This is a genomic window from Deltaproteobacteria bacterium RIFCSPHIGHO2_02_FULL_44_16, assembly GCA_001798185.1.
Taxonomy (GTDB): Bacteria; UBA10199; UBA10199; order 2-02-FULL-44-16; family 2-02-FULL-44-16; genus 2-02-FULL-44-16.
Window position 1 is genome coordinate 116,076 of record MGRM01000005.1, and the last position, 23,842, is coordinate 139,917.

At 45.3% G+C, this 23,842-nt stretch carries 33 protein-coding genes; 32 read left to right on the top strand and 1 reads right to left on the bottom strand.

What is annotated here, in order from left to right; all coding sequences use genetic code 11:
* Positions 1-24 precede the first annotated feature (24 nt).
* The 11 genes from A3C46_06230 (at position 25) to A3C46_06280 (ending at position 7,594) form a co-directional block, all read left to right on the top strand.
* A complete protein-coding gene (locus A3C46_06230) occupies positions 25-411 on the top strand; it encodes a hypothetical protein (GenBank protein OGQ23385.1) in 387 nt (128 codons plus the stop codon).
* Positions 412-636: 225 nt separating this feature from the next.
* Positions 637-1,035 (top strand): hypothetical protein, encoded by a 399-nt coding sequence (locus A3C46_06235; protein ID OGQ23386.1) that lies wholly within the window; start codon positions 637-639, stop codon positions 1,033-1,035.
* A 7-nt stretch (positions 1,036-1,042) separates the two neighbouring features.
* The gene (locus tag A3C46_06240) at positions 1,043-1,486 is read left to right on the top strand and encodes a hypothetical protein (protein ID OGQ23387.1); all 444 of its coding nucleotides are present in this window, start codon (positions 1,043-1,045) and stop codon (positions 1,484-1,486) included.
* 68 nt (positions 1,487-1,554) lie between these two features.
* Positions 1,555-2,412 carry a hypothetical protein gene (locus tag A3C46_06245; protein OGQ23388.1) on the top strand — a complete coding sequence of 286 codons (858 nt, stop codon included), beginning with the start codon at positions 1,555-1,557 and terminating at the stop codon, positions 2,410-2,412.
* A gap of 15 nt (positions 2,413-2,427) precedes the next feature.
* Positions 2,428-3,153 (top strand): hypothetical protein, encoded by a 726-nt coding sequence (locus A3C46_06250; protein OGQ23389.1) that lies wholly within the window; start codon positions 2,428-2,430, stop codon positions 3,151-3,153.
* A 1-nt stretch (position 3,154) separates the two neighbouring features.
* A complete protein-coding gene (locus A3C46_06255) occupies positions 3,155-4,234 on the top strand; it encodes a hypothetical protein (GenBank protein OGQ23390.1) in 1,080 nt (359 codons plus the stop codon).
* 9 nt (positions 4,235-4,243) lie between these two features.
* Positions 4,244-4,825, top strand: a complete 582-nt coding sequence (locus A3C46_06260) for a hypothetical protein (GenBank protein OGQ23391.1) — start codon at positions 4,244-4,246, stop codon at positions 4,823-4,825.
* Positions 4,815-5,417 (top strand): hypothetical protein, encoded by a 603-nt coding sequence (locus A3C46_06265; GenBank protein OGQ23392.1) that lies wholly within the window; start codon positions 4,815-4,817, stop codon positions 5,415-5,417. The genes A3C46_06260 and A3C46_06265 overlap by 11 nt, the downstream gene beginning before the upstream one ends.
* Before the next feature lie 2 nt (positions 5,418-5,419).
* On the top strand, positions 5,420-5,782 hold the full coding sequence (locus tag A3C46_06270; protein OGQ23393.1) for a hypothetical protein: 363 nt from the start codon (positions 5,420-5,422) through the stop codon (positions 5,780-5,782).
* A complete protein-coding gene (locus tag A3C46_06275; protein ID OGQ23394.1) occupies positions 5,779-7,278 on the top strand; it encodes a hypothetical protein in 1,500 nt (499 codons plus the stop codon). The genes A3C46_06270 and A3C46_06275 overlap by 4 nt, the downstream gene beginning before the upstream one ends.
* Positions 7,268-7,594, top strand: coding sequence for a hypothetical protein (locus A3C46_06280; GenBank protein OGQ23395.1), 327 nt, complete (start codon positions 7,268-7,270; stop codon positions 7,592-7,594). Before A3C46_06275 ends, A3C46_06280 begins: the two co-directional genes overlap by 11 nt.
* On the opposite strand, the gene A3C46_06285 is transcribed toward A3C46_06280, so the two are convergent.
* Positions 7,588-8,976 carry a glutamate--tRNA ligase gene (locus tag A3C46_06285; protein ID OGQ23396.1) on the bottom strand — a complete coding sequence of 463 codons (1,389 nt, stop codon included), beginning with the start codon at positions 8,974-8,976 and terminating at the stop codon, positions 7,588-7,590. The genes A3C46_06280 and A3C46_06285 overlap by 7 nt on opposite strands.
* A gap of 225 nt (positions 8,977-9,201) precedes the next feature.
* Here A3C46_06285 and A3C46_06290 point away from each other — a divergent pair, with 225 nt between their 5' ends.
* From A3C46_06290 to A3C46_06390, 21 genes are all read left to right on the top strand, one after another.
* On the top strand, positions 9,202-9,756 hold the full coding sequence (locus tag A3C46_06290; protein ID OGQ23397.1) for a hypothetical protein: 555 nt from the start codon (positions 9,202-9,204) through the stop codon (positions 9,754-9,756).
* A 351-nt stretch (positions 9,757-10,107) separates the two neighbouring features.
* Positions 10,108-10,350: an acyl carrier protein gene (locus tag A3C46_06295; protein ID OGQ23423.1), complete on the top strand. Its 243-nt coding sequence runs from the start codon at positions 10,108-10,110 to the stop codon at positions 10,348-10,350.
* 6 nt (positions 10,351-10,356) lie between these two features.
* On the top strand, positions 10,357-10,800 hold the full coding sequence (locus A3C46_06300; protein OGQ23398.1) for a ribose 5-phosphate isomerase B: 444 nt from the start codon (positions 10,357-10,359) through the stop codon (positions 10,798-10,800).
* Positions 10,787-12,028, top strand: a complete 1,242-nt coding sequence (locus tag A3C46_06305) for a serine hydroxymethyltransferase (GenBank protein OGQ23399.1) — start codon at positions 10,787-10,789, stop codon at positions 12,026-12,028. The genes A3C46_06300 and A3C46_06305 overlap by 14 nt, the downstream gene beginning before the upstream one ends.
* A complete protein-coding gene (locus A3C46_06310) occupies positions 12,025-12,483 on the top strand; it encodes a transcriptional regulator NrdR (protein ID OGQ23400.1) in 459 nt (152 codons plus the stop codon). Before A3C46_06305 ends, A3C46_06310 begins: the two co-directional genes overlap by 4 nt.
* On the top strand, positions 12,480-13,595 hold the full coding sequence (locus A3C46_06315) for a riboflavin biosynthesis protein RibD (protein OGQ23401.1): 1,116 nt from the start codon (positions 12,480-12,482) through the stop codon (positions 13,593-13,595). The genes A3C46_06310 and A3C46_06315 overlap by 4 nt, the downstream gene beginning before the upstream one ends.
* Positions 13,596-13,691: 96 nt before the next feature.
* Entirely contained in the window at positions 13,692-14,342 is a 651-nt protein-coding gene (locus A3C46_06320) for a riboflavin synthase subunit alpha (protein OGQ23402.1), read from the top strand.
* On the top strand, positions 14,332-15,549 hold the full coding sequence (locus A3C46_06325) for a bifunctional 3,4-dihydroxy-2-butanone 4-phosphate synthase/GTP cyclohydrolase II (GenBank protein ID OGQ23403.1): 1,218 nt from the start codon (positions 14,332-14,334) through the stop codon (positions 15,547-15,549). Before A3C46_06320 ends, A3C46_06325 begins: the two co-directional genes overlap by 11 nt.
* Positions 15,550-15,551: 2 nt before the next feature.
* Positions 15,552-16,016 (top strand): 6,7-dimethyl-8-ribityllumazine synthase, encoded by a 465-nt coding sequence (locus A3C46_06330; protein ID OGQ23404.1) that lies wholly within the window; start codon positions 15,552-15,554, stop codon positions 16,014-16,016.
* 9 nt (positions 16,017-16,025) lie between these two features.
* On the top strand, positions 16,026-16,439 hold the full coding sequence (locus A3C46_06335) for a transcription antitermination factor NusB (protein ID OGQ23405.1): 414 nt from the start codon (positions 16,026-16,028) through the stop codon (positions 16,437-16,439).
* Entirely contained in the window at positions 16,440-17,816 is a 1,377-nt protein-coding gene (locus A3C46_06340; protein OGQ23406.1) for a phosphoglucosamine mutase, read from the top strand.
* A 51-nt stretch (positions 17,817-17,867) separates the two neighbouring features.
* Complete coding sequence (locus A3C46_06345; GenBank protein ID OGQ23407.1) at positions 17,868-18,104, top strand: 30S ribosomal protein S16; 237 nt, start codon at positions 17,868-17,870, stop codon at positions 18,102-18,104.
* Positions 18,105-18,144: 40 nt separating this feature from the next.
* Complete coding sequence (locus A3C46_06350) at positions 18,145-18,375, top strand: RNA-binding protein (GenBank protein OGQ23424.1); 231 nt, start codon at positions 18,145-18,147, stop codon at positions 18,373-18,375.
* Positions 18,376-18,567: 192 nt separating this feature from the next.
* On the top strand, positions 18,568-19,092 hold the full coding sequence (locus A3C46_06355) for a 16S rRNA processing protein RimM (GenBank protein OGQ23408.1): 525 nt from the start codon (positions 18,568-18,570) through the stop codon (positions 19,090-19,092).
* A gap of 2 nt (positions 19,093-19,094) precedes the next feature.
* Positions 19,095-19,802 (top strand): tRNA (guanosine(37)-N1)-methyltransferase TrmD, encoded by a 708-nt coding sequence (locus A3C46_06360; protein OGQ23409.1) that lies wholly within the window; start codon positions 19,095-19,097, stop codon positions 19,800-19,802.
* 34 nt (positions 19,803-19,836) lie between these two features.
* Positions 19,837-20,271: a 50S ribosomal protein L19 gene (locus tag A3C46_06365; GenBank protein OGQ23410.1), complete on the top strand. Its 435-nt coding sequence runs from the start codon at positions 19,837-19,839 to the stop codon at positions 20,269-20,271.
* The gene (locus A3C46_06370) at positions 20,219-20,863 is read left to right on the top strand and encodes a ribonuclease HII (protein ID OGQ23411.1); all 645 of its coding nucleotides are present in this window, start codon (positions 20,219-20,221) and stop codon (positions 20,861-20,863) included. The genes A3C46_06365 and A3C46_06370 overlap by 53 nt, the downstream gene beginning before the upstream one ends.
* A 229-nt stretch (positions 20,864-21,092) precedes the next feature.
* Positions 21,093-21,926: a hypothetical protein gene (locus tag A3C46_06375; GenBank protein OGQ23425.1), complete on the top strand. Its 834-nt coding sequence runs from the start codon at positions 21,093-21,095 to the stop codon at positions 21,924-21,926.
* A 14-nt stretch (positions 21,927-21,940) separates the two neighbouring features.
* Complete coding sequence (locus A3C46_06380; GenBank protein ID OGQ23412.1) at positions 21,941-22,558, top strand: thymidine kinase; 618 nt, start codon at positions 21,941-21,943, stop codon at positions 22,556-22,558.
* A gap of 123 nt (positions 22,559-22,681) precedes the next feature.
* Positions 22,682-23,248, top strand: a complete 567-nt coding sequence (locus tag A3C46_06385) for a hypothetical protein (protein ID OGQ23413.1) — start codon at positions 22,682-22,684, stop codon at positions 23,246-23,248.
* 59 nt (positions 23,249-23,307) lie between these two features.
* The gene (locus tag A3C46_06390; protein OGQ23414.1) at positions 23,308-23,793 is read left to right on the top strand and encodes a hypothetical protein; all 486 of its coding nucleotides are present in this window, start codon (positions 23,308-23,310) and stop codon (positions 23,791-23,793) included.
* The last annotated feature ends 49 nt before the right edge of the window (positions 23,794-23,842 follow it).

The following is a 23,842-nucleotide window of genomic DNA, read 5'->3' on the forward strand; positions in this document are numbered from 1 at the left end:
CATTTTAACGGAGGAGGGGGATTTATGAAAAACAAGGGTTTTACATTAATCGAGTTAATCTTGGTGATTGCAATACTTGGTATTCTTGCAATCTCCGCGCTGCCGCGCTTCTTGGATCTCAGTACTGAAGCTGAACAAGCGAGTCGAGACGGTGTGGTAGGAGCGGTAAGAGCTGGTATTCAGCTGTATAGGGCCAATGATATGGTGACAAATGGAGGAGTCGGAAACTATCCCGCAACATTGGATGGTGAATCCAACGGAGCTTGTGCCAACTGCTTCGATACGATTCTGACAAATGGAGTCAGCGATGGAAGTTGGACACGGGTCAGTGACACTGCCTATGAATTCGATGATGGAACAAATCCTCCTGTTACCTTTAGCTATGACCAGTCAACAGGAGAATTCCAATAAGTAGGAATGAAGGAAGCAGGTCAAGTATTGTCTATTTGCTCGAAGCCGAGAAATGAAAATTTCTCGGCTTTTGTTTTTGATCTTGCTCTAGAGGAGTTAACTTTTTTTATGAGTACGATGTCATTCCTGCGAAAGCAGGAATCCAGTGTGTTTATCAGATTTTCTGGATCCCCGCTTTCGCGAGGATGGCATACTCAAAGTTAATTCACTCTCTTGGGAAGAAAAATGATCAAGCGAAATGTAAATCTCATGATGGCACTTTCCATTATTGTTGCATCCCTTCTTTTTGGGGTGATCCATTTTTTTTCACAAGCTCTTCAAAACGGTATTCGCCTTGATCTTCAGCGTGCTGCTCTTCTGCTTGTTCATGAACGTCTTGAAGAGATGATTGCCTTGAAAACAGAAAAGGGATTCGACGCTCTCAAGCTTGGTGAGAGTTTCGATGAAACCTACTTAGGTGATTTTGCCTTTTTCAGATGTCGCACGAAAATTTCTGAAGTGACCTCATCTGATTTTGTGACACCGCAGGTCAACTCGGGATATAAAAGGATCGAAGTGAATGTGGAATGGGGAGAGGAGAAAGATCAACATTTCTCTCTTGCGACGATGCTTTCACGTTATTGAGGAGATCATGCAGCATTTTGATCGATCATACGCTCCGTTCGGGTTTTTCGATAAAGGAATCATTATTTTTATGATGATCTTTATGATTATTGCGATGACCAAAATTCTTTTTTCTGGTTTCGAACTGTATCGTTTTATGGTCTATCGAAGTCATATTTTTTGGTTATCTTCTCCTTCTGCTCTCATCGATGAAAAATGGAAGAGCATGCAGCCCCACGATATTTTGCAAAAGGAGAGAGTTCATTATGCTCTTCGTGCTGGTTTCGAATACGCCTTCAAGGAAATGAAGCATGGAAGAAATCCCTCAGGAAGCAAAAAGAAATTTGAAGATACAGAATTGAGAGTTCATTTCGATCCCCTTCAAAAGCGTTTGTCCGTGACAGCTTCTGCAGGTGACGACATTCATCAAGAATCCATGTTCCTTCATGCCCCTTCCGAGGATAAAAAGTAATTTCATCGTGCCGATTCCTTGCAAAGAAGTGATAATCCAGGTATAAGAACAATTCGGAGAGACGCACTATGTATTTGGAATTCTTTGGATTTTCAGAAAAACCGTTTTCGATTACCCCCGATATTCAATTTCTTTATTTGGGGAAGCAACATGAGAAGGCGCTCCAAACCCTTTTGTATAGCATTCGCGAGCGACTTGGATTTTCTCTTCTCACGGGAGAAGTAGGAGCAGGGAAAACCATGTTGTCGCGCGCGCTTTTGTCGCGGCTTGATCAATCTGTGGAGACAGCGCTTCTCATCAATCCTCTCCTTTCGGTACCTGAATTGCTCAAGACGATTACCAAGGACTTTGGCATTGCCATCCGTTCCATAACACCTCAAAAATTAATGGAAGCCCTGAATCGTTTTTTAATTGAAGTTTCCAATGCTGGAAAAACAGCGCTTGTTGTTATTGATGAAGCCCAAAATCTTTCTTCAGAGGCTTTAGAAGCGATTCGACTCTTGACGAATTTAGAAACTGAGAAACAAAAATTACTTCAAATTTTACTCGTGGGACAACCAGAATTATTGAAAAAACTAAAGCAGCATGACCTTCGTCAACTCAATCAGCGCATTAGTAGTCGGGTTCATCTTTCACCACTCGAATTTATTGAAATGATGCGATATATCAATCATCGGATCTCGATGGCAGGTGGAAGTGGAAAAGTTTTTTTTGATCCAAAAGCGTACCGTCTCCTTTATAGCGAATCAAAAGGGTATCCACGGTTAATTAATTTGCTTTGCGATCGTGCGCTCATGTCTGCTTATGTTCGTGAAAGTTATATTGTGGATAAGGACGATTTAAAAACAGCAATCTGCGATTTTCGAGGGAAAGAACAAGCGCCGATATGGACAGTGTTGAAACGATTTTTGCTTTCGGCTCGATGAGAAGGAACTTTATTTATGTCTCTGATTCATGATGCTTTAAAAAAAGCGCAGCAAAAAGCGTACGCTCAAGCAGAAACAGTGAAAAGTGGTGCGAGTGCGCTTGCTCCTGGCTCGGTGAGACCGCCGATTCCGCGACGAACGCTCATTCTCATAGCCATTTTTATTGTGGTTGCTGGTGTGATCAGTTTTTCTGCGTTGAAGAAAAAAAAGGTTACTTCCGCTTCTCTTCAACCAAAACAAGCGCTTTCTCAAAATTCACAACGAGTGACCCAAGCTGAGTTTGATCAGCTCAAACAGGAAGCGTTAGAAGCTTATAAAGCAGATCAACTCGAGCTGGCGTGGACGAAATTTACAGCAGCAACAGCGCTGGATAATAAAGATCCTGAACTCTGGAATAATCTCGGAGTTGTTTCTCGAAGACAAAAAAATATAAAAAAAGCAGAAGAAGCTTTTCAGAAAGCCTTGAAGCTTCGTCCAGAATATCCTGAAGCGCTTCACAATCTTGCAGTTGTGAAGATGAAACAAGAAGCTTATGACGAAGCTCAACAATTACTGGAAAAAGCAGTTGCTTTGAATGCAACCTATGCAGAAGCTTTTTTTCATTTGGCCTTGCTTGCAGAACAGAAAGAAGACGTAAAAACAGCACACGAATATTATCGACAATTTCTCAAGCACCAAAAGCAGATGCCTCCTCATTTTCTTGATCGTGTGCGGGAGAGGGCCTTAGCATTAGAACCCTAACATGGATGGGGGAGATGTGAACAGTCGAGAACTGCTTGGACAAGCCACGCGGTGGATTCGTCGTCAACCAGAACGACTCGGTTTTGATCTTCATACATCAATCCTTCGAGCTGTTCAGTTGCGACGAAATAAGCAAGAAGGTTATCAGGTTGTGGGATGTGGATCGGTGGAGTTCACCGATTTTTGGAATGAAACGAATCCTGATCGTGAACGAATTAAATTTTTCTTGGATCAATTTTCTCAGGGAATGAAAAAATGCGCTTTTGTGGCTGAACATTCCACGCTTCGGGTCCGAAGAATGAATATTGCGCCCATGCCGGAATCAGATCTTGTTGAAGCCATTCGGTGGAATTTTCGCGAACATGTCGATTGTCCTATTGAAAAATATACCGTCGGCTATACGCCTTTGACGCATTACGATGAAAAAGGACAGCTTGCCCTGATGGCGTATGGAATTTCTGAGGAAGCCATTCATCAATATGTGAAACTTGCCAAAGATCTTGGGTATAAATTGATTTCATTAGAACCGGCTGCAACTGCTCTTTTGGCAGCATTTCATTTAAATCGTCTTCTCACGGAAGATCGATTTACGATCTGTCTTCATATGGATGAAGAGACAACTTATTTTATTGTCATGACAGCTCATGTCGTTCTTTTTTCCCGCCCTCTGACCGGCATGAGTCTGCAAAGTTTTTTGGAGATGCTTCAACATCAAGGAAATGTGGAACCACAAGCGGCGAAAACTCTTTTTCAAGAGTGGATTGCAGGCAAAGAAAGCGACCTGCATGGAGCTGAAATCGCGACAACAGCCACTCACTTCTTACGACAACTTGTCATTGAAGTACAACGTTCGATCGATGCTTTTTGTATTATGTATGGTGTGGAGAGTGTTCACGATCTCTTTATTTGTGGGAAAGGTGTGCAGTTTCCAAAGCTCAAAGAACATATGGAACATTCCCTCGGTATGGAAGTTCATGTCTTTGATCCCTTTCTCCATCTTCCTCTCCCAGCAGAGATTGAAACAATGAGTGTTCCAGAGAGATCTACGTATGCCATTGCTGTAGGGCTTTCTGTTATTTAGAGGAATCGTATGCGTGAAGAGCCGCTCCAGAGAATGAATTTTTTAAAAGGGGGACGATTTGCGTTTACCTATGGAATGATGGGGGTTGTTCTTCTTGCGTGGTCGTTCATTGTTTTTCTTTGGTATGGTGGCATTCATTTGCGTATTGTTTATCTTGAGAAAAAAATAGTTACGGAACAGCGGACGCTTCAAAAATTGCAATCTGAAAAAGATCGGCGTTTGAGTGTGGCGAGACTGACGGGAAAAAAGAAACTTGCTCGCACGACTCAAAAGGAACTTGCGGAAAGTTTTATTCCTCCTCCCCTTTGGTCAGATGCTCTTCTTTCGCTCAGTCAACTTTTGCCCAGAGAACTCCATTTCACGGCCATTCAATCTGACAAGATTCCAGAAGAAGAGGAATACACGCTTAAGATCGGTGGAGAAGGGCGACGAGCTGAGGCCATTACCGACTTTCTTGGAAAACTGAAAGGTTCACCTGCATTTTCTGATCCTCAACTGACAAACACAAAGCAAGATCGCACCAAAAGTGGTGAGTTTCAATTTGTGATTGAGACCAAAGTTTCTCTTGGAGAAAAAGAAAATGGCGTTTAGCATCGGTAAAATTGATTTGCGACAAAAACCCTCAGGTCGAGAGGTTTTTGTTTTTGTTTTTTTACTTCTTTTTCTTTTTTGGTTTCTTTTTCAGACTTTTTTATCTCCCCAGATGAAACAACTTCAAAAAAGCAATCAGCAACTTCACACCGCGGTTCAAGAATCCAAATCTGTGTCTGAGCTTATCCAAGCGATTTCAGAACAACTTGCGGAGCGACAAGCAGCTCCCGAAGCACCGCCGGAGATAAAACAGAATGTGGATAATCGGCTTAAAAGAATTCTGACCTATCGTGGAGGAGATCGTTCTCAGGAAATTGCGCAAACAATAGGTTTTCTTTCGAGCCATCAAACCTTACGAGGACTTAAACTTCTTTCTGTTGATGTTGGTTCTACAGAAGAGCGCAAAGGATTTACCGTGACTTCTATTGATGTTCGGCTTGAAGGGGGGTATATACAACTTATTCGTTATATGAAAACGCTTGAACGGATCAATCGTCCTCTTTTTCTTGCTTCCATTGAGCTGAAAACAAATGGAAAAACGGAAATGCTTCAAGCAAAATTTCTCGTTGAGATGTATCTGTCAAAGGAGTGAGAATGAAAAAAAGAGGCATGATCATAGGGACGCTGATATTCTTTCTCGTCATGGATGTCAGTGCGCAGTCTCTTTCAGACCTCGATGTTGAATCTTTTCAACAATTGACAGAGGGGACGCAACAGCAACCAATGTATAATCCCTTTTCTGGAACCGTGACCTCTCTGCAAGATGCCACAGCAGAAGAGCTCGTCCTCACAGGAACTGTAGTGGGGGATGAGCAGGTGTATGCGCTCGTGAATGGCAACATTTTAGAAATTGGAGATCGTGTTGCGGGCTATAAAGTTGAAACGATTGAAGATGGTCATGTGACGTTAAAGCGACTCGATGAAATCTATACGTTGCGCATGGGGGGGACTTTTTGAAGAAACCTTTCTTCACTGCCGGCGTTTTCTGGTCTCTCCTTCTTTGTACGACGCAGCTCAGTGCTGTTGATACGGGATCTATTAGCGAAACCCCTTTGACCGATTCTGTCTTTGGAGTTCAAGCGGAAGAAGTGTTTTCGATTCATTTTCGTCAGGCATCGCTTCGAGAGGCCTTGCAACTCTTATCACGCGTTGCGAAGGTGAATATCATTATTCCTGAAGGGATCGAAGGATTGGTCACCGTTCATTTCCGTGATGTTGCCGTGAAAGATGCTCTCAATGCGATTGTGAAAGCCAATGCTCTTGATTACACGGTTGAAGGGGGAGTGATTCGTATTGCGAAGGGAGATGCTTTTAAAGAAACAGGAGAAAATCTTCAAACAGAAACATTTCATCTCAATTATGCCACGTCGAAAAATATGGTCTCCCAAGTGCAATCGCTTCTTTCGAGTCGCGGTTCTGTTTTTGCGGACGATCGAACAAACTCTCTTGTCGTTCGTGATTTACCTGCCAATATTGAAAATGCCGGTCGCTTTCTTGATCGTGTGGATGTTCGTGATGCGCAAGTGCTTATTGAATCAAAAATTTTAGAAGTGACACGAACTTTTAGTCGAGCGCTTGGGATTCAGTGGGGAGTCACTAAACCGGGAAGTCGGGTGGATCTTCGAGGTTTGGAAGACGTGGGAGCAGCGCAGAGTGATCGGAATTTAAATGTTGATCTTCCTGCAGCAAGTCCATCAGGTGGTGTTGGACTCATTCTTGGACGTTTGGCAGGCGGGACACAAATTGATCTCCAAATTTCTGCTGCGGAAGCTCGTGGAGATGCGTACGTCATTTCAGATCCGTCGATCGTAACGTCAAATGGCATGCTTGCTGAAATTCGCAGCGGCACCACGCTTCTCATCAATGCGCAGGGAGACATTAATATTGGTTCGGCTTCATCGACCTCTGCTGCGGGTGGTGGTTCTGGGCTTCAACAGATCGAAACAGGGGTGCAACTCAATGTCACTCCGCAAATTTCTCGAAATGATTATGTAAAGCTGACGATCGAGGCGGTGACATCCCAACCTGACTTTACACGCGCGGTACAAGGACTGCCGTCGATTATCGATAATACGGCAAAAACAACGGTGCTGGTAAAAGATGGAGAAACGACAGTTATTGGAGGTTTGACGCGATTTTCCGAGAGCGATCAAAAAAATGAAGTTCCGGGATTTGCTCGTATTCCGCTCATTGGAAATCTTTTTCGCTCGAAGAGTCGAAGAAAAGAAAATACAGAACTTATGGTCCTCGTGAAACCGACGATTGTCACCAATGATGGAACGCTCCCTGTTCAGATGCGTGTTCGCTCCATTGAAAAGCGACGTGATGCTATGTATCTTGAACCGCTTTCAGATCCTTTGCGCGATGAAGAGAAAAAAATGAAACGAGAAATGCGAAAAAATGTAAAAAGCGGAAATAAATATACAAAAATGAGACCTCCCAATGCACCATAATCATCTTCATGAACGCACGAACCGACCTCCACATTGGCTTCCTCTTCCGGGAAGCAGTCTTGCAAAGACATCTTCTCATCAAAATATCGATGAGCAGGATCATTTTTCAAAAGGGGAAGTGGTCGGTTATTTCCCACGTCAAGGTTTTGGTTTTGTGCGGACGCATCGTGGTGAAGATCTTTATTTTTGTAAAGTCGAAGCAGATCTTGTGGGTCAGAAAAAGGATTGGAAATATTTAAAAGTCGGCATGAAAGTCGGCTTTGATGTTGCTTGGACCTCCAAAGGCCTTCACGTGACGAAGATAAAGATTTATTGACTGAGTGCTCGTTCCAGACGTTGAAGAGTTTTTTCTTTTCCTAAAATCGCGATGACTTCGTAGATGCCGGGACTGATCGTTGTCCCGCAAAGTGCCACACGACAAGGTTGAGCAAGTTTGACCATCTTGAGATCAGTTTCCGTCATGATCGATTCAAAAAGTTTTGCAATATGAGCTTCATCAAATGTCTCAAGAGCTTGCAGCCTTTCCTTTATTTTATGAAGAAGAGCTTTTCCTTCAGTGTTAAGCCATGTGCTTACCGCTTTTTCATCAAAAATGACTTCATCGCGAAAATAAAACGCAGACATTTGTGCTAATTCTTCGAGCGTGCGTCCGCGCTCTTTTTCGGTTCGAATCGCTTTGGCGGCATATTCATGATCCGTAATTTTTAAACCCATTTTCTCCAGAAAAGGCCGAACCATATGGGCAAGCTCAGAATCAGAAATGCGAAGCTGGTGTTGACTGTTGACCCAACGTAATTTTTCTCTATCAAAGACCGCAGGAGAAGAACCGACCTGATCGAGATGAAAATGTTGAACGAGTTCATCCCGCGAAAAAATTTCCTGATCGCCGTGTGACCAGCCAAGGCGTGCAAGATAATTGATCATGGCATCAGGGAGAAAACCCATCTGTTCATATTCGACAACAGAAACTGCGCCATGCCGCTTTGAAAGTTTTTTCTTATCAGCTCCGTAAATCATCGGCAGATGCGCAAGCGCCGGTACCGGAAACCCTAGGGCTTGATAGAGAAGCATCTGGCGCGGAGTATTCGCAATATGATCATCACCGCGAATGATATGTGTGATGCCCATGAGAGCATCATCGACAACGACCGTGAGATTATAGGTAGGACTTCCATCAGCGCGGGCAATCACGAGATCATCGAGCTCGCTATTTTCAAACGTGATTTCGCCGCGGCAAAGATCATTGAATGAAGTGACCCCTTTTTCAGGAGCACGAAAACGGACAACAGTATTCGCTGAGCGCTCAGCGTTTTTGTTTCGGCATGTGCCGTCGTATTTCGGTTTTTGTCCGGACGCCAAAGCTTTCTGACGTTTTGCTTCGAGTTCTTCTTTCGTACACGTGCAGTAATATGCTTTTCCTTCAGCAACCAAGCGAGCGATGTGGTCTTTATAGAGATCGGTACGAGCAGATTGATAGATGGGATCGCCGTCCCAGGTGAGGCCGAGCCAACGCATGCCATCGAGAATCGATTGTTCGAATTCTTTGGTCGATCGTTCCCAATCTGTGTCTTCAATGCGGAGCAAAAAAGAGCCGCCGTGATGTCGCGCAAAAAGCCAGTTGTAGAGCGCAGTGCGCGCTCCTCCGATGTGGAGGGATCCTGTGGGAGAGGGTGCAAATCGAACTTTGACCTGAGTCATAATCTCTCGCCCATACTTCAGACAGTATAGAGAAATCAAGAACCCATCTTCAAAATATTTTATTGTTTGCGGGTCCTGCCGCCTGCGGCATTCCGTAGGCTCCGCTTTACATGCGGATGCCTCCGAAATAGCCTCCGGCGTCACCCGCAATTGATGATCAATTTTGAGATGAGTTCTTGATTTCCAATTGTTGACAGATTGTTCCAGAGAGATAAAAACGGAATCATGGAAATTTTCATTGATGATATCAAAGAAGATGGTTTGCACATTGAAGCGGCAGTGCCAGGAAATGCTTGGCTTCATGCTCTTTTGATGGAAACCGTCGCGGATCAATTTACAAAAGATGACACTGCCAAACTTGAAATCACCGGTCATAAAGTGAATCTCAATATCGATCTTTCAGGATTGCTTGTCTACACTTCACATGTCCCCTGCGATCGTTGTCTGAAAGAATTGCTCGTCAAGGATACGGTAAGAGTTCATACCCATCTTGCTCCTCTTTACGAGAGTCAAAAAGAACGAGCAAGGAAAGCGTACGAAGAAGAGCGAGAACTTGTGCTCGAGGATCTCGAGTTTTCTTTCTATGAAGGGGATCGAATCGATCTGGATGACATCATTCGAGAACATATTGTTCTCTCCCTTCCCATGATGCGCCTCTGTCAAGAAGACTGTAAGGGCCTCTGCCAATATTGCGGCAAAAATCTCAACGAAGGCTCCTGTCAATGTGCTGAAAAAAGAATCGATCCCAAATGGGATGCGTTGAAAAAACTGAAGATATAGAATTACCAATAACTGACAGTTCGTTATTGGTATTTTCCCTCTGAATTTGGAACTACAGTGAAGAAGACGTCAAAAGCCAAATGGCTGTTTTCAAGGATAATCGTTGACAGAGGAGGCGTTTCTTAGGTAGGAAGCCACCTTCTAGAAAGTTCGGAGGTTTTGTGGCAGTTCCAAAGCGTCGAAAATCGAAAGCACGACGAGATACACGACGATCTCAAAATACAAAAATTACGGCTCCTGCAAAATCGCTGTGCCCTCAATGTCGCCGGCCGAAGCAGCCCCACCGTGTTTGTATCCACTGTGGTTTTTATAAAGGTCGCGAAATTGTCACCTTCAAGTCGACCTCATCCCATGGCTGATTCCCATATCGAGAAGCGTGTTCGCGAGATTATTGCTGATCAACTCGGAATTGCTGACGAAGATATTTCTCCTCAATCTTCTTTTCATCACGATCTTGGCGCCGATTCCCTCGATCTCGTTGAGCTCTATATGGCTCTTGAAGAAGAATTCGAAATTGACATTCCGCCTGAAGTCACCGATGAGTTATCGACGGTAGCAGATATTATTCGTTACATTGAACGCCAACCAAACTAAAAACCCATGCGAATTATCCTCGCCTCAGATCATGCTGGTTTCTCCCTCAAAGAGAAAATCAAGGCGTGGCTTCAACAAAAAGGATATGTCGTTCACGATGTTGGCGCTTTCTCCGAAGAGCGAAGCGATTATCCTGGCTTTGCGCACCAGGCCGCTGAAAAATTAGCAAAGGGTGAGGCTGATCGAGGCGTTCTGGTGTGTGGTTCTGGGATTGGGATGTGTATGGCAGCAAATAGAACTCCTGGTGTGCGCGCTGCTGTTCTCCGAAACGAAGAAGATGCTCGTCTTAGTCGTGCGCATAATGATGCAAATGTGGCATGTCTCGGCGGTCGATTAACTGATCCAGAAGAAGGAACAAAACTCCTCGAGATTTTTTTGAACACTCCTTTTGAAGGAGGAAGACATATTCCTCGCCTTCAAAAGCTGGAGAAGAAAAATGATTGCTTCTGAGCTGACAAAAACAGATTCTGCAATTTCCAAGATCATTCAAAAAGAGATCGATCGTCAAGAATATGGTCTTGAGCTGATACCTTCTGAAAATTATGTTTCAAAAGCTGTTCTCTCAGCCATGGGATCAGTGCTCACCAACAAATATGCTGAAGGGTATCCGCACAAACGTTACTACGGTGGCTGTGAAGTGGTCGATGAAGCAGAAGAGCTTGCAATCGAACGGGCGAAGCAGTTGTTTGGCGCGTTTGGAGTCAATGTTCAACCACATTCCGGAAGCCAGGCAAATATGGCGGTCTACTTTGCGCTTCTCAATCCCGGCGATACCATTATGGGACTCAATCTTTCTGAAGGGGGGCATTTAACTCACGGTTCTCCCGTTAATTTTTCTGGAAAATTTTTTAAGGTCATTCCTTACGGACTTGAGAAGCAAACAGAACGAATCGATTACGATCAAGTTCGTACACTCGCGCGTGAACATCGGCCCCGAATGATTATTGCCGGAGGTTCAGCATATTCGCGCGATATTGATTATCAAACGTTTCGAAGCATTGCCGATGAAGTGAATGCGTATCTCGTTGCGGACATTTCACATCCCGCAGGATTGATTGCTGCCGATCTTTTGAATGATCCTCTTCCACACTGTCATGTTGTCACCACTACAACTCACAAAACATTGCGCGGGCCACGAGCTGGGATGATTTTATTTCAAGAAGAATTTGCAAAAGCGATCAACAAAATGATTTTTCCTGGAATTCAAGGGGGACCGCTGATGCATATCATTGCTGCAAAGGCTGTCGCCTTCACGGAAGCCTTACAGCCTTCGTTTCGGGATTATGCAAAAGCAGTGATTGAAAACACGCAGGCAATGGCAACGACCTTAATGGATCGTGGATACCGCATTGTTTCCGGAGGAACAGATACTCATCTTTTTCTTATTGATCTCACCGAGCGTGGAATCAGTGGAAAAGAAGCAGAAGATGCACTGGGACACGCAGCGATCACCGTGAATAAAAATACGGTTCCGCATGAAACCCGTTCTCCTTTTGTCACCAGTGGTATTCGTCTCGGGGCGCCGGCGATTACCACACGCGGTATGGGGAAAGGTGAGATGAAACGGATCGCCATCTGGATCGCAGATGCGATTGAGTCTCGTCATGATGAAAAAAAACTTGCAGAGATCAAAAATAATGTACGTCAACTGTGTGAAGCGTTTCCTATTTATCGATGAACTGTCCTTATTGCCACATTCCAGATAGTAGCGTTATCGACTCCCGCGTTTCCAAGGATGGCGAGCTTATCCGACGTCGTCGCGAGTGCAGCAAGTGCCAACGACGTTTCACCACCTACGAACGTGTTGAAGAGACGCTTCCGATTGTGGTCAAAAAAGATGGACGTCGCGAATCCTTCGATCGATTAAAAATTATCAACGGCATTCGCAAGGCATGTGAAAAAAGACCGGTCAGTACAAAAACAATCGATGAACTGGTGGATCGTGTGGAACGTTCTGTACTTGATTTGGGAGAAACAGAAATAAAAAGTTCCGCACTTGGAGAGCGGATTATGCATGAGCTTCATCAGTTGGATGAAATAGCCTATGTCCGTTTCGCTTCTGTTTACCGCTCTTTTAAAGACATTAATGAATTCATGCAAGAACTCAGCGATCTTCTTCAGCGACAAAAATGAACCAAAATGAAAAATACATGCACCGTGCTCTTGAACTTGCACGTCGAGGTCTCGGCTCTACGTCACCCAATCCTCCGGTGGGTGCAGTTATCGTCAAAGCAGGACGAATTATCGGTGAAGGATATCATCGAAAAGCAGGAACGCCTCATGCTGAGGTGCATGCATTACGGATGGCTGTCAAGGAAACCAAAGGGAAAATAGGGAAGGGTGCAGCCCTTTTTGTAACATTGGAACCTTGCAATCATTATGGAAGAACACCTCCGTGTACGGAAGTGATCATTGCTTCAGGAATAAAACACGTTGTGATTGGGACGCGCGATCCAAATCCACATGTTTTGGGAAAAGGAATCCGAAAACTTCGTGCTTCTGGCATTCAGGTAGAAGTGGGGATTTTGTCGCAAGCCTGTTCTGAGCTCATTCGTCCTTTTGCACATTGGCTTCAAACAGGCCGACCGTTTGTCACCTGCAAAGCAGCTCTTACTCTGGATGGAAACATTGCAACGGCTCGGGGCGAATCTCAATGGATAACAGGCGCAGCCTGTCGACGATATGTGCATCAGCTTCGGGATGAACATGATGTGATGCTTGTTGGAGCTCGGACGGTGATGAAAGATAATCCTCGTCTTACCATCAGAAAAAATTCACACGAAAAAACAAAACCGGTAGTGGTGGTAGAGAGTCGCATGGAATTTTCCTCACACGCGCATCTTTTTTCCAGAGCGCCACACCAGTTGATCATTGCGACGACAAAGTATGCGCCTCGATCGCGCATTGCGTGGGGACAAAAAAAAGGATTTGAGATTTTGATATGTCGCGAATCAAAAGGGAGAGTCGTGCTTGTAGATCTTTTATTTCAGCTCGGAGGGCGAGGAGTGACCTCGCTTTTTGTCGAAGGAGGAGGAGAAATATTTTCGAGTTTGATAAAAGCAAAGATGATCAATCGTTTTGTTCTCTGCTATGCGCCAAAATTTTTGGGAGGGGCTGCGCGTTCTCTTTTTCCACACCTGTCGATTCCTCAACTTGCGATGGCACCGCAGTTGAAGAATGTTCAGCATCGTGTATATGGCGATGACATCGTGATTGAAGGAGAGGTTGTGTACTCCAAAGAATGAACTCTAAGTATGTCATCCTCGCGTAGGCGGGGATCTCATGAGGTTCCCGCTTACTGCATGCGGGAATGACAATAATGGTTCATAAGGAAGAAAAAAATGTTTACCGGAATCATTGAAGGAGTGGGACGCATTCGTTCGTTTCGAAAAAAAGGAGACGGAGTTGAGATTGAAGTCGAAGTCGATTTTAATCTTGAGCGTTCAAATGTAGGCGATTCGATTGCGGTCAATGGATGTTGTCTTACCGTAACGTCGCGTCTCGGAAAAAGTTTTTGGGCCGATCTTTCACCGGAGACGCTTTCTCGCACGACGCTCGGAACTCTTCAGGTGGAAGATCCTGTGAATTTGGAGCGAGCATTGCAACTTGGCCAACGGCTTCACGGACATATTGTTCAAGGGCATATCGACGGTGTCGGAAAGATATTAAAAATCAATGAGTTTAATGGAGGAGTTCAACTTTTGATTGAAATTCCTGGAAACCTTTCGCGATATATGGTCGACAAGGGATCTATTACGGTCGATGGAGTGAGTCTTACGATCAATCATTGTGATCAGGATCACTTTTCGGTCATGGTGATACCGCATACGAAACTGAAAACGACATTCTCAGGACTTGATGTTGGGGATATGGTCAATCTTGAGGTTGATATTATTGGAAAATATGTAGAGAAATTGACATTCCTCGATAGCGAACAGTATCGAAAAAGTTCTGAGATCACAAAGGAGTTTTTAAAAAAACATGGATTCTAAAGCAACAATGATTTCCGTCGAAGAGGGTTTAGAAGTTTTGCGTCAAGGACGCATGCTTCTTCTGGTTGATGACGAAGATCGCGAGAATGAAGGTGATCTCGTCATGGCAGCAGAGCATGTTTCCCCTGGTGCCGTTAATTTTATGGCAAAATACGGGCGCGGTCTTATTTGTCTTGCACTGACTGAAGAGCGAGCGGAGAAACTTGATCTCCCTTTCATGGTCCTTTCAAATACTTCTCGTTTTCAGACAGGCTTTACGATTTCAATCGACGCAAAAGAAGGGACCACAACGGGTATCTCAGCATTTGATCGTGCCACTACTCTTTTACGGGCGGTCCATGAAAAGGCGCAGCCTGAAGATTTTTCACGACCAGGGCATATCTTTCCTCTTGTTGCGCGCAAAGGGGGAGTGCTCGTTCGAACAGGTCAGACTGAAGGATCCGTTGATCTTGTTCGCTTAGCAGGACTGACTCCCGCTGCTGTTATCTGTGAAGTGATGAACGATGATGGAAGCATGGCGCGCATGAAGGATCTTGAAAAATTTCGTGATCAACATGATATTCCCATTGTGTCAGTCGCTGATATCATTCGTTATCGCATGTGTCGAGAACGTTTGGTGCATCGCGACGCAAAAGCGAAACTTCCCCTGAGCATTGATAAAGATTTTCAGATTATTTCGTATCAAACAGAACTTGATCCACAAACACATCTTGCCCTTATCAAAGGAGACCTTTCTGGTGATGAGCCTGTGCTTATTCGTGTTCATTCAGAATGTCTTACCGGAGATGTGTTTCATTCTTGTCGTTGTGATTGTGGTGCGCAGCGCGATCTCGCTCTTCGTTTGATTTCAGAAGCGGGAAGAGGAGCGCTTCTCTATATTCGTCAAGAAGGACGTGGGATCGGTCTTCAACAGAAATTACGTGCGTATGAGATCCAAGATCAAGGTTTCGACACCGTGGAAGCAAACGAACAGCTCGGATTCGGACCTGATCTTCGTAATTATGGGATCGCCGCTCAGATATTAGTGGATCTGGGAGTTTCTAAAATTCGATTGATGACCAATAATCCTCAGAAAATTGTAGGACTCAGTGGGTATGGGGTCGAAGTCGTGGAGCGGGTTCCGCTTGAAATCAAAGCCACCGATGAAAATAAATTTTATCTACAAACCAAACGCGATCGCTTAGGCCATTTGCTGGATGAGGTGTAGGCATGCGAGTGCTTCAGGGAGATCACACAGCGCGCGATATGCGCATCGCGATTGTTGTCAGTCGTTTCAATGCTTCGATTACCGACGCTCTTTTGCAAGGAGCTCTTTCGGCGCTTGAAGAACATGGATGTCGTCAAGAACAGATCACGGTTGCTCACGTTCCAGGAGCGCTTGAAATCCCCATCACTGCAAAAAAACTTGCGAGTACTCGCGCTTATGATGCTATTCTCTGTCTCGGCGCTGTCGTGCGAGGAGAAACCTATCACTTTGAAATCGTTGCCAATGAAACTTCACGAGGGATGATGCAGGCGATGCTTGAGACAAATATTCCGATGACGATGGGAGTGATCACTGTTGAGACAATGGAACAAGCGCAATCAAGATCGAGTGGAAAAATGGGGAATAAAGGATACGAAGCTGCTTTGGGTGCGATAGAAATGGTCAATCTGTTACGCCAATGTGAATGAGGAAGAGATATGGGGAATCGACGAAAAAGCCGTGAATGTGCGTTACAGATTTTGTATCAACGAGATTTTTCTTCAGCCGAACACCGTTTCGTTTCTGAAAATTATTGGAACGAAGCCGGGATTGATGAAGAGACAAAAGTATTTGCGCTCGAACTTATTAATGGTGTCGATCGTTGTCGTGAAGAGCTCGATGCGATCATTGCGCGTCATTCTGAAAACTGGAAGTTGCAACGCATGGCAGCTGTCGATAAAAATATTCTCCGTATTGCAACGTACGAACTTTTGCATTGTCCTGACATTCCGATGAAGGTGACGATCAATGAAGCGATCGAAATTGCGAGACGCTTTGGAACAGAGCAGAGCAGCTCTTTTATTAATGGAGTGCTGGATCATGTGGCGCAGGAAGTAAAAAAGGGGGAGTGAATGAAAGAACGACGACTGTTTGGAACAGATGGGGTTCGCGGCATTGCGAATACCGTTCCGATGGATCCGATTACCACATTAAAAGTTGGTCAGGCGATTGCCGCTGTTGTTCGTGACTTTCAAGGTCTTGATCAAATTGTGGTTGGAAAAGATACGCGACTTTCAGGATATGTCATTGAATCTGCACTTGTTGCCGGTATTTGTTCGATGGGCATGAATGTCATGCTGGTGGGACCTCTCCCGACACCGGGCATCGCTTTTATTGCGAACAGCATGCGTGCAAAAGGTGGAGCCATGGTCTCTGCTTCTCATAATCCAATTGAATACAATGGCATCAAACTTTTTGATCATGAAGGATTTAAACTTCCTGACAGTGTCGAACTTCGTATTGAAGAACTTATTTTTAGTGGAGAGTTAGAGAAGATGCGCGCGTCTCCGCATCAGATGGGGAAAGCCTATCGCATTGACGATGCTGCTGGTCGATACATTCAATATTTGAAAGGAACATTTCCTGCAGGTCTCACCCTCGAAGGATTTCGTATTGTGCTCGATTGCGCCAACGGCGCTGGCTATCGCGTGGCTCCTGCTGTCTTTCGAGAACTCGGCGCTGAAGTTATTTCCACCTGCGTTTCTCCGAACGGGCAAAATATTAATAAAGAATGCGGGGCCCTTTATCCAGCGCGCATGGCGCGACTCGTGCGAGAACATAAAGCGCATGTGGGGATTGCGCTCGATGGTGACGCAGATCGTGTGTTTCTCTGCGATGAGCAGGGAGAGATCGTCAACGGCGATGCGATTCTTGCTATTTGCGCCGCGCACTTAATGAAAAAAGGAAATCTCGCAAAAAATACGGTGGTCGGAACGCACATGAGTAATATGGGCCTTGAAGTAGCGCTGAAAAAATTGGGAATCAATCTTATTCGCACCGATGTGGGTGATCGTTATGTCATGGAAGTGATGCGTCGCGATCATTACAATTTAGGCGGCGAAACCTGCGGGCATATTATTTTTCTTCATCATATGACCTGTGGTGATGGAATTCTTGCAGCCTTACGAGTGCTTTCGGTAATGTGTCAGCGCGAACGTCCTTTATCCGAAGTCGCAAATCTTTTTACTCCTTTTCCTCAAGTGATGAGAAATATTTATGTTCGGAACAAACTTCCTTTACCAGAAATTCCAGGACTTCAAGCAGAGCTTGCGAATGTGGAGCGAAACTTGGGATCTTATGGAAGACATCTGGTTCGTTACTCGGGAACCGAAAATATTGCCCGCATTATGATCGAAGGAGAAAAGCTCGAACTTATCGAGAAGTTAGCGGACAATGTGGCTGGAGTGATTACCAAAGGGATTGGATTTTCAGCAGAAGCCAGGACTTGACGAACGAGGGGGGTTCTTGCTAAGGGTCCACGCTTCATTAAAGGAGGAGCAATGCCAGCACGAATACGATTAACCAGGATGGGACGCCGAAATGCGCCGTTTTATCGCATTGTTGTCGCTGATCGCGAAAAACCAAGAGACGGCCGTTATATTGAGGTTCTAGGAACCTATCATCCACGCGAAAAAACCTTGAATGCAAAGAAGGAACGTGTTCTTCATTGGTTGCAATGCGGTGCTGCACCGACAGAAACGGTTTCGCAGCTTTTGCGTCGACATCATATAGTGTGATTTTTTCTTATGAGAGTGGGAGGTGACTATGGCAAATGCGATGAGTGCGCTCGTAGAAACGATGGCAAAAGCGTTAGTGGATAAACCTGAAGCAGTTGAAGTTACTGAAGTCGAAGGAGAGCAAACAACGGTGATTGAACTTCGAGTCGCAAAAGAAGATTTAGGAAAAGTGATTGGAAAAGAGGGGCGAATGGCTCGTGCACTTCGGACCGTTCTTGGAGCTGCTTCGACGAAAATTCGCAAACGTGCTGTCCTCGAAATCTTAGAATAAAGCTTCGCTTTTTTCTGTTATGAAACCCCATTTCGAAGAATGTAAAGATGGGGTTTATTTTTTTATTCAATGGCAAATAAATTTTCATGAAGAAAAGAAGAGAGAATGTCATCCCCGCGAAGGCGGGGATCCAGAAAGGTTGTTAAAGCCTGGATTCCTGCTTTCGCAGAAATGACATCTTAATTTACTGAGATGAAATCAAAAAAACAAAACTGGATTGAATGCGGTGTGATTGCGACGGCCCATGGAGTGAAAGGGGAATTACGTGTGGTGTGGAATAATCACGAAACTCCCGTCAAAAAAGGGGAGATGGTGTACCTCAAAGAGGGAGATGCATTTCATCCTTATGAACTTATCTCCTCTCATCCACAACAACAGGTTCACATTGTAAAATTTCAACCTATTTCTGACCGAACCCAAGCAGAGCAGCTTCGTGGAAAAAAACTGTATGTCTCTGAGGAGATGTTGCCCTCGCTCTCTTCTGGAGAATATTATACGTATCAACTTTTGGGCCTTCGTGTGGTGACCGAACAGGGGAAAGAAATTGGATCTGTCACTCATGTTTTTTCCACAGGAGCCAATGACATTTATGAAGTTATGCCTGAAGGGGGAAAGAAGGGCGAGGAAGTTCTCATCCCCGCCATTCATCAGGTGATTGTTGCGATCAATCTTGATGAGAAAAAAATCATCATTCGAGAGCTTGAAGGACTTCTCTAACCATGCGCTTTGATCTCATTACTCTTTTTCCTGAAATGTTTTCATCGCCCATGAGTGAATCGATTTTGGGTCGCGCTGTTGCTGATGGTTTTATTGAACTTCACTTTCATAACCCGCGCGATTTTACGACCGATAAGCATCGAAGTGTTGATGATGCACCTTATGGTGGCGGTGCTGGTATGGTGATGCGAGTGGAGCCGCTGACACTTGCCATTGAGTCGATCCCACGTCAGAAGAAATCGCTTTGCATTCTTCTTTCTCCTCAAGGTGAAACATTTACTCAAGAAAAAGCAGAAGAGCTTGCTCCCTATGATCAGCTTTTATTTGTGTGTGGTCGATATGAAGGGATCGATGAACGTGTCAAATATCTTGTGATTGATCGCGAATTTTCTGTGGGTGATTTTGTGGTCTCTGGCGGCGAACTTCCGGCGATGCTCATGATGGATGCCATTACTCGCCTTCTCCCCCAGGTTTTGGGGAATCCTGAATCTCTGGAGCACGAATCGTTTCAGAAGGGGTTACTCGAATCTCCTCATTACACCCGTCCTGTGGAGTTTCGGGGGAAAAAGGTTCCAGAAGTCCTTTTAAGTGGGGATCACAAAAAAATTGAACTTTGGAGAAAAGAGCAATCAGAGCTTCGGACAGCCACTCGCCGCCCTGATTTGTTTGCCCAGCCTAGAAGGATTGACAAGCCCAGGGAGAAGGGATAGAAGCCCGACACTCATTCAATGTAAGGAAGTGGTTATGAATCTTGTCAAAAAAATCGGTGATCGGTATGTGCGAACAGGGCTCCCTTCTTTTCGTCCTGGAGATACCATTCGCGTTCACACTAAAATTCGCGAAGGCGATAAAGAGCGTATTCAAATTTTTGAAGGGATTGTACTTCAAAAACGTGGCGGTGGTGTTGATGCCTCGTTTACGGTTCGCAAAACTTCTTTTGGTGTTGGTGTCGAACGTATCTTCCCACTTTCTTCTCCTTGGATTGATCGGATTGAAGTGATGTCGCGAGGAAAAGTGCGACGTGCTCGATTGACCTATCTTCGTACTCGCATGGGAAAAGCTGCTCGTATCAAAACAGAACGTTGGGATGAAGTCGCAAAAGAATATGATACTTCCGGAGCAGCAGATGGTGAGACGAAGTCCCCTTCAGACAAGAAAGACGCTTCAATCGCCTCGTAATACTTCTTTTGAACGAGCATTGCTTGAAGAAGGAAAAGAATTCATTGCAGGTATTGATGAAGTAGGTCGTGGATCTCTTGCAGGTCCTGTTGTTGCTGCAAGTTGTATCCTCCCTCCAGATGAAACATTTCCCGGTTTAAATGATTCAAAATTGTTAACTCCCGAAAAACGAGAAGAGCTTTTTGATCTCATCACAAAAAAAGCTCTTGCGTGGGCAATCGGTTCTGTCGACTCTCTTGAGATTGATCGCATTAATATTTTGCAAGCTTCTCTAAAAGCCATGCAGCTTTCAGTCAAAGCTCTTTCGTTGCAACCAAAAGCACTTTTAATTGACGGTCAATATCCGATTCAAACTGCGCTTCCTCAACAAACGATTCCTTTTGGCGATAGTCTTTCTCCTTCGATTGCAGCGGCTTCGATTCTTGCCAAAGTTACGCGTGATCGGTGGATGTGTGAGTATGAAAAAGAATATCCGTTATTTCGTTTCTCGCGTCATAAAGGATATGGAACTGAGAGACATCTCGAAGAAATCAAAATGCATGGTCCCACACCGATTCATCGGATGACGTTTCGTGGAGTCGTGCCACGCTGAAGCAAATTTTCGGAAGCGGGTAAAAAGTGATTGAGCTTCCAAAAACCATAGATTATAGATCATTGACCACAGACCAAACTGGTGAAGATTTTCTCGCAGGGGACCTTTGAGGGAGGCGCGTCGATGCCATATGAGAGAATGTGCCGACTGAAACAGAGGCTGCGAGGAGCGTAACCGAGCAGCCGTGCCCCGAGAGAAAATGTGAACCAGTTTGGATTTTTTTGAAAATATGAAATCAGCCAATCTTCCAGCGACACAAGAAGGACGACAATATCATATTGGCCTTGCGCCGGGAGAGGTCGCACCTTTTATTTTATTATGTGGCGATCCAAAACGGGCGCGACGTATTGCGACCTACTTCAAAAAAGCTCGTCCGGAAATCACGAATCGGGAATATGTCACGATCACCGGCGAATATCAGGGTATCCCTCTAACCGTCATGGCGACTGGCATGGGGCCTGATAATACCGAAATGGCGTTTGTCGAACTCACACAAATTGTAAAATCACCGACAATGATTCGTGTGGGAACAAGCGGTGGGTTAAGTAGAAAACTTCAACTGGGCGATCAGGTGATTTCAACAGGGGCAGTTCGACTTGAAAACACGTCGACCTTTTTTGTGAGTGAGGGATATCCTGCTCTTGCACATCACGAATGTATTCTGGCATTGATCGAAGCTGCTGAGAGAAAAAAAGTTTCTTATCATGTGGGTGTTACCGCAACTGCTTCTGGTTTTTATGGAGCGCAAGGGAGAAAGATTCCCAATCTTCCTTCACGTGTTCCCAATCTTCCCGCAACGCTTGATGCGATGAATGTTCTCAATTTTGAGATGGAGGCATCCTGTCTTTTCTCTCTGGGGACACTCGCTGGGATCAGAACCGGAGCTATTTGTACGACCGTTGCCAATAGACACTTCAATATTTTTATGCAAAAAGAAGATATTTTACGAGCCGAGAAAGAATGTCTTGAAGCGGGACTTGAAGCGTTTGTGATCTTGCATCACATGGACAACGCACGAAAGAAGAAAAAACATTGGTCCCCTTCAATGGGGTGTTCAGGATAAAAAAGGGGGAATTTGTGTTCACACAACAAGGGCGTCATTCAGGTTGGATTGAAGTGGTTTGTGGTCCGATGTTTTCGGGGAAAACAGAAGAACTCATTCGACGTTTGAAGCTTGTGCAGATTGCCAAGCAGCGTGTGCAAATTTTTAAGCCTGCTTTAGACAACCGCTACGATGATACGCATATCATCTCTCACAGTGAACAACGTTTTGTTTGTGAGCCGATTTCAAAACCACAGGAGCTTTTAACTCAGATTGCTGACTCCACTCGTGTCGTCGGTGTGGATGAAGCCCAATTTTTTGATGACGAGATTGTCGATGTCTGCGGCAAACTTGCAGATCGCGGACTTCGCGTCATTGTTGCGGGTCTTGATCTCGATTATCGCGGTGTGCCGTTTGGTCCGATGCCAAAGCTCATGGCAGTTGCAGAATCGATCGCAAAGTTCAATGCGGTGTGCATGGCTTGCGGCGGAGTTGCCACGAAAACACAGCGTCTCACCTCTGACGCAGCCACAGTTGTCGTTGGCTCAGGAGAAGCTTACGAAGCCCGTTGCCGTGCCTGCTTTGATCCCGATTTTCAACTTCAGAAAAGTGTTCCGGTGAAACCTGTTTCGCGCTGGGCTACTTCTTCTTAAAAGGATATTCTCTCCATGAGAATCTTTTCTTTTTTAATCCTCTTCAATATCAACTGGTTAAACTTTTTATACTGGCACATCATTTGCTCTTAAAAGCGGTTCGTAACTTTAAAAAAGGATTCTATGTTGCGTCTTATGGCTCTCATTCTTTCGTTTCTTCTCGCGTTTCCATTTGAGGTGTTTGCGCAGGGAGGCGGAAGCACGGCTGGCAGCACAAACACGACTCCGGGTGCGGCACCAGCTGGCGAGAATGTGGCAGCGCGTGAGGCGACGCAGCCGGAGGCAGCAACGCGAGAGAGCGTGGTGCAGGATGGAATGGTGCGAGGATCAGAGCCGGTGGTGGCGATGTCTGGTGCAGGAGCGATGACGGTAAGTCCGAGTGGTTCATTGATTTATAATTATCCCTTGTCAGGACCAGGAGGACATCTTTCACTGACGTACAACTCGCACGGTGGGAACGGGCTTGTGGGAATGGGGATACAACTCACAGGTCTTCCGATGGGCTCGATCATGCGCGTCGATGCGGGAAAAGGGATTCGGTACATCAGCAGTGAGGATATGTATGCGAAGAGTCCCAGCTGGGATGTTCCTACCACCCAGGCAGATTTCACACGCAACATTCTGGATCAACGGTTGGATATCAACAAGCGCAGCAACGAGCGCTCGACGCGCAAAAACCGGTTGCAATAGTTGCGAGCGCCGCTGTTGGAGGATTTGGTGGAGCTGCAGTCGGTCCAACGGTCGCAGCAGTGGTGGGCGGAGCGGGAACTGGAGCGACAAACTTCTTTGTCGTCAATGCTCCGAGGATTAACAGTTTTGTCTCTAACACCTTGCAAGGCGCCAATGAACCGGAGGATCTTCTTGGCGGTGCCGGAGAGATAGCAGGTCGAGCTGCTGGGCGTGGCTTTAGTGCAATTTCAGATACTGCACAAACTCTCTACGCCGGGATTAATATAAAACCAGGCATGGTTATTTCAAATATTGTAAAACATGTAAGTGCCGAAGGTGAACGAGCCATTGTTGTCGTTTGGGATGGGCTGGAGGCGAGGGGATTCTATAGGTCCACAGGCAAGAGCAGCGGTGCGCCAGGTGAGTGGTTTCCATTCGACGGTCTTACTGAGGAAGGATGGTTTGATAAGTTTCGGTATGCGAATCCATTCCCATGGTTTGATCGACAAGGCCCCCGTTTTCAAAAGCGCCGAGGAACACTTGGCGAGATTTCCGAGGAGTTATAGCCCGCGCAAAACAAGATGTCGGGTTTGAGGTGTTGTGATATACGAGGTG

What these genes read in the sequence shown, in the direction of transcription:
- A3C46_06320 (OGQ23402.1), top strand. Translation starts at nt 13,692, where the DNA reads ATGTTTACCGGAATCATTGAAGGAGTGGGACGCATTCGTTCGTTTCGA.
- A3C46_06310 (OGQ23400.1), top strand. Translation starts at nt 12,025, where the DNA reads ATGAACTGTCCTTATTGCCACATTCCAGATAGTAGCGTTATCGACTCC.
- A3C46_06285 (OGQ23396.1), bottom strand. Translation starts at nt 8,976, where the DNA reads ATGACTCAGGTCAAAGTTCGATTTGCACCCTCTCCCACAGGATCCCTC.
- A3C46_06325 (OGQ23403.1), top strand. Translation starts at nt 14,332, where the DNA reads ATGGATTCTAAAGCAACAATGATTTCCGTCGAAGAGGGTTTAGAAGTT.
- A3C46_06260 (OGQ23391.1), top strand. Translation starts at nt 4,244, where the DNA reads ATGCGTGAAGAGCCGCTCCAGAGAATGAATTTTTTAAAAGGGGGACGA.
- A3C46_06290 (OGQ23397.1), top strand. Translation starts at nt 9,202, where the DNA reads ATGGAAATTTTCATTGATGATATCAAAGAAGATGGTTTGCACATTGAA.
- A3C46_06315 (OGQ23401.1), top strand. Translation starts at nt 12,480, where the DNA reads ATGAACCAAAATGAAAAATACATGCACCGTGCTCTTGAACTTGCACGT.
- A3C46_06355 (OGQ23408.1), top strand. Translation starts at nt 18,568, where the DNA reads ATGAAATCAAAAAAACAAAACTGGATTGAATGCGGTGTGATTGCGACG.
- A3C46_06250 (OGQ23389.1), top strand. Translation starts at nt 2,428, where the DNA reads ATGTCTCTGATTCATGATGCTTTAAAAAAAGCGCAGCAAAAAGCGTAC.
- A3C46_06245 (OGQ23388.1), top strand. Translation starts at nt 1,555, where the DNA reads ATGTATTTGGAATTCTTTGGATTTTCAGAAAAACCGTTTTCGATTACC.
- A3C46_06360 (OGQ23409.1), top strand. Translation starts at nt 19,095, where the DNA reads ATGCGCTTTGATCTCATTACTCTTTTTCCTGAAATGTTTTCATCGCCC.
- A3C46_06265 (OGQ23392.1), top strand. Translation starts at nt 4,815, where the DNA reads ATGGCGTTTAGCATCGGTAAAATTGATTTGCGACAAAAACCCTCAGGT.
- A3C46_06350 (OGQ23424.1), top strand. Translation starts at nt 18,145, where the DNA reads ATGAGTGCGCTCGTAGAAACGATGGCAAAAGCGTTAGTGGATAAACCT.
- A3C46_06280 (OGQ23395.1), top strand. Translation starts at nt 7,268, where the DNA reads ATGCACCATAATCATCTTCATGAACGCACGAACCGACCTCCACATTGG.
- A3C46_06375 (OGQ23425.1), top strand. Translation starts at nt 21,093, where the DNA reads ATGAAATCAGCCAATCTTCCAGCGACACAAGAAGGACGACAATATCAT.
- A3C46_06305 (OGQ23399.1), top strand. Translation starts at nt 10,787, where the DNA reads ATGATTGCTTCTGAGCTGACAAAAACAGATTCTGCAATTTCCAAGATC.
- A3C46_06345 (OGQ23407.1), top strand. Translation starts at nt 17,868, where the DNA reads ATGCCAGCACGAATACGATTAACCAGGATGGGACGCCGAAATGCGCCG.
- A3C46_06365 (OGQ23410.1), top strand. Translation starts at nt 19,837, where the DNA reads ATGAATCTTGTCAAAAAAATCGGTGATCGGTATGTGCGAACAGGGCTC.
- A3C46_06370 (OGQ23411.1), top strand. Translation starts at nt 20,219, where the DNA reads ATGGTGAGACGAAGTCCCCTTCAGACAAGAAAGACGCTTCAATCGCCT.
- A3C46_06335 (OGQ23405.1), top strand. Translation starts at nt 16,026, where the DNA reads ATGGGGAATCGACGAAAAAGCCGTGAATGTGCGTTACAGATTTTGTAT.
- A3C46_06300 (OGQ23398.1), top strand. Translation starts at nt 10,357, where the DNA reads ATGCGAATTATCCTCGCCTCAGATCATGCTGGTTTCTCCCTCAAAGAG.
- A3C46_06330 (OGQ23404.1), top strand. Translation starts at nt 15,552, where the DNA reads ATGCGAGTGCTTCAGGGAGATCACACAGCGCGCGATATGCGCATCGCG.
- A3C46_06235 (OGQ23386.1), top strand. Translation starts at nt 637, where the DNA reads ATGATCAAGCGAAATGTAAATCTCATGATGGCACTTTCCATTATTGTT.
- A3C46_06230 (OGQ23385.1), top strand. Translation starts at nt 25, where the DNA reads ATGAAAAACAAGGGTTTTACATTAATCGAGTTAATCTTGGTGATTGCA.
- A3C46_06340 (OGQ23406.1), top strand. Translation starts at nt 16,440, where the DNA reads ATGAAAGAACGACGACTGTTTGGAACAGATGGGGTTCGCGGCATTGCG.
- A3C46_06385 (OGQ23413.1), top strand. Translation starts at nt 22,682, where the DNA reads ATGTTGCGTCTTATGGCTCTCATTCTTTCGTTTCTTCTCGCGTTTCCA.
- A3C46_06240 (OGQ23387.1), top strand. Translation starts at nt 1,043, where the DNA reads ATGCAGCATTTTGATCGATCATACGCTCCGTTCGGGTTTTTCGATAAA.
- A3C46_06270 (OGQ23393.1), top strand. Translation starts at nt 5,420, where the DNA reads ATGAAAAAAAGAGGCATGATCATAGGGACGCTGATATTCTTTCTCGTC.
- A3C46_06295 (OGQ23423.1), top strand. Translation starts at nt 10,108, where the DNA reads ATGGCTGATTCCCATATCGAGAAGCGTGTTCGCGAGATTATTGCTGAT.
- A3C46_06255 (OGQ23390.1), top strand. Translation starts at nt 3,155, where the DNA reads ATGGATGGGGGAGATGTGAACAGTCGAGAACTGCTTGGACAAGCCACG.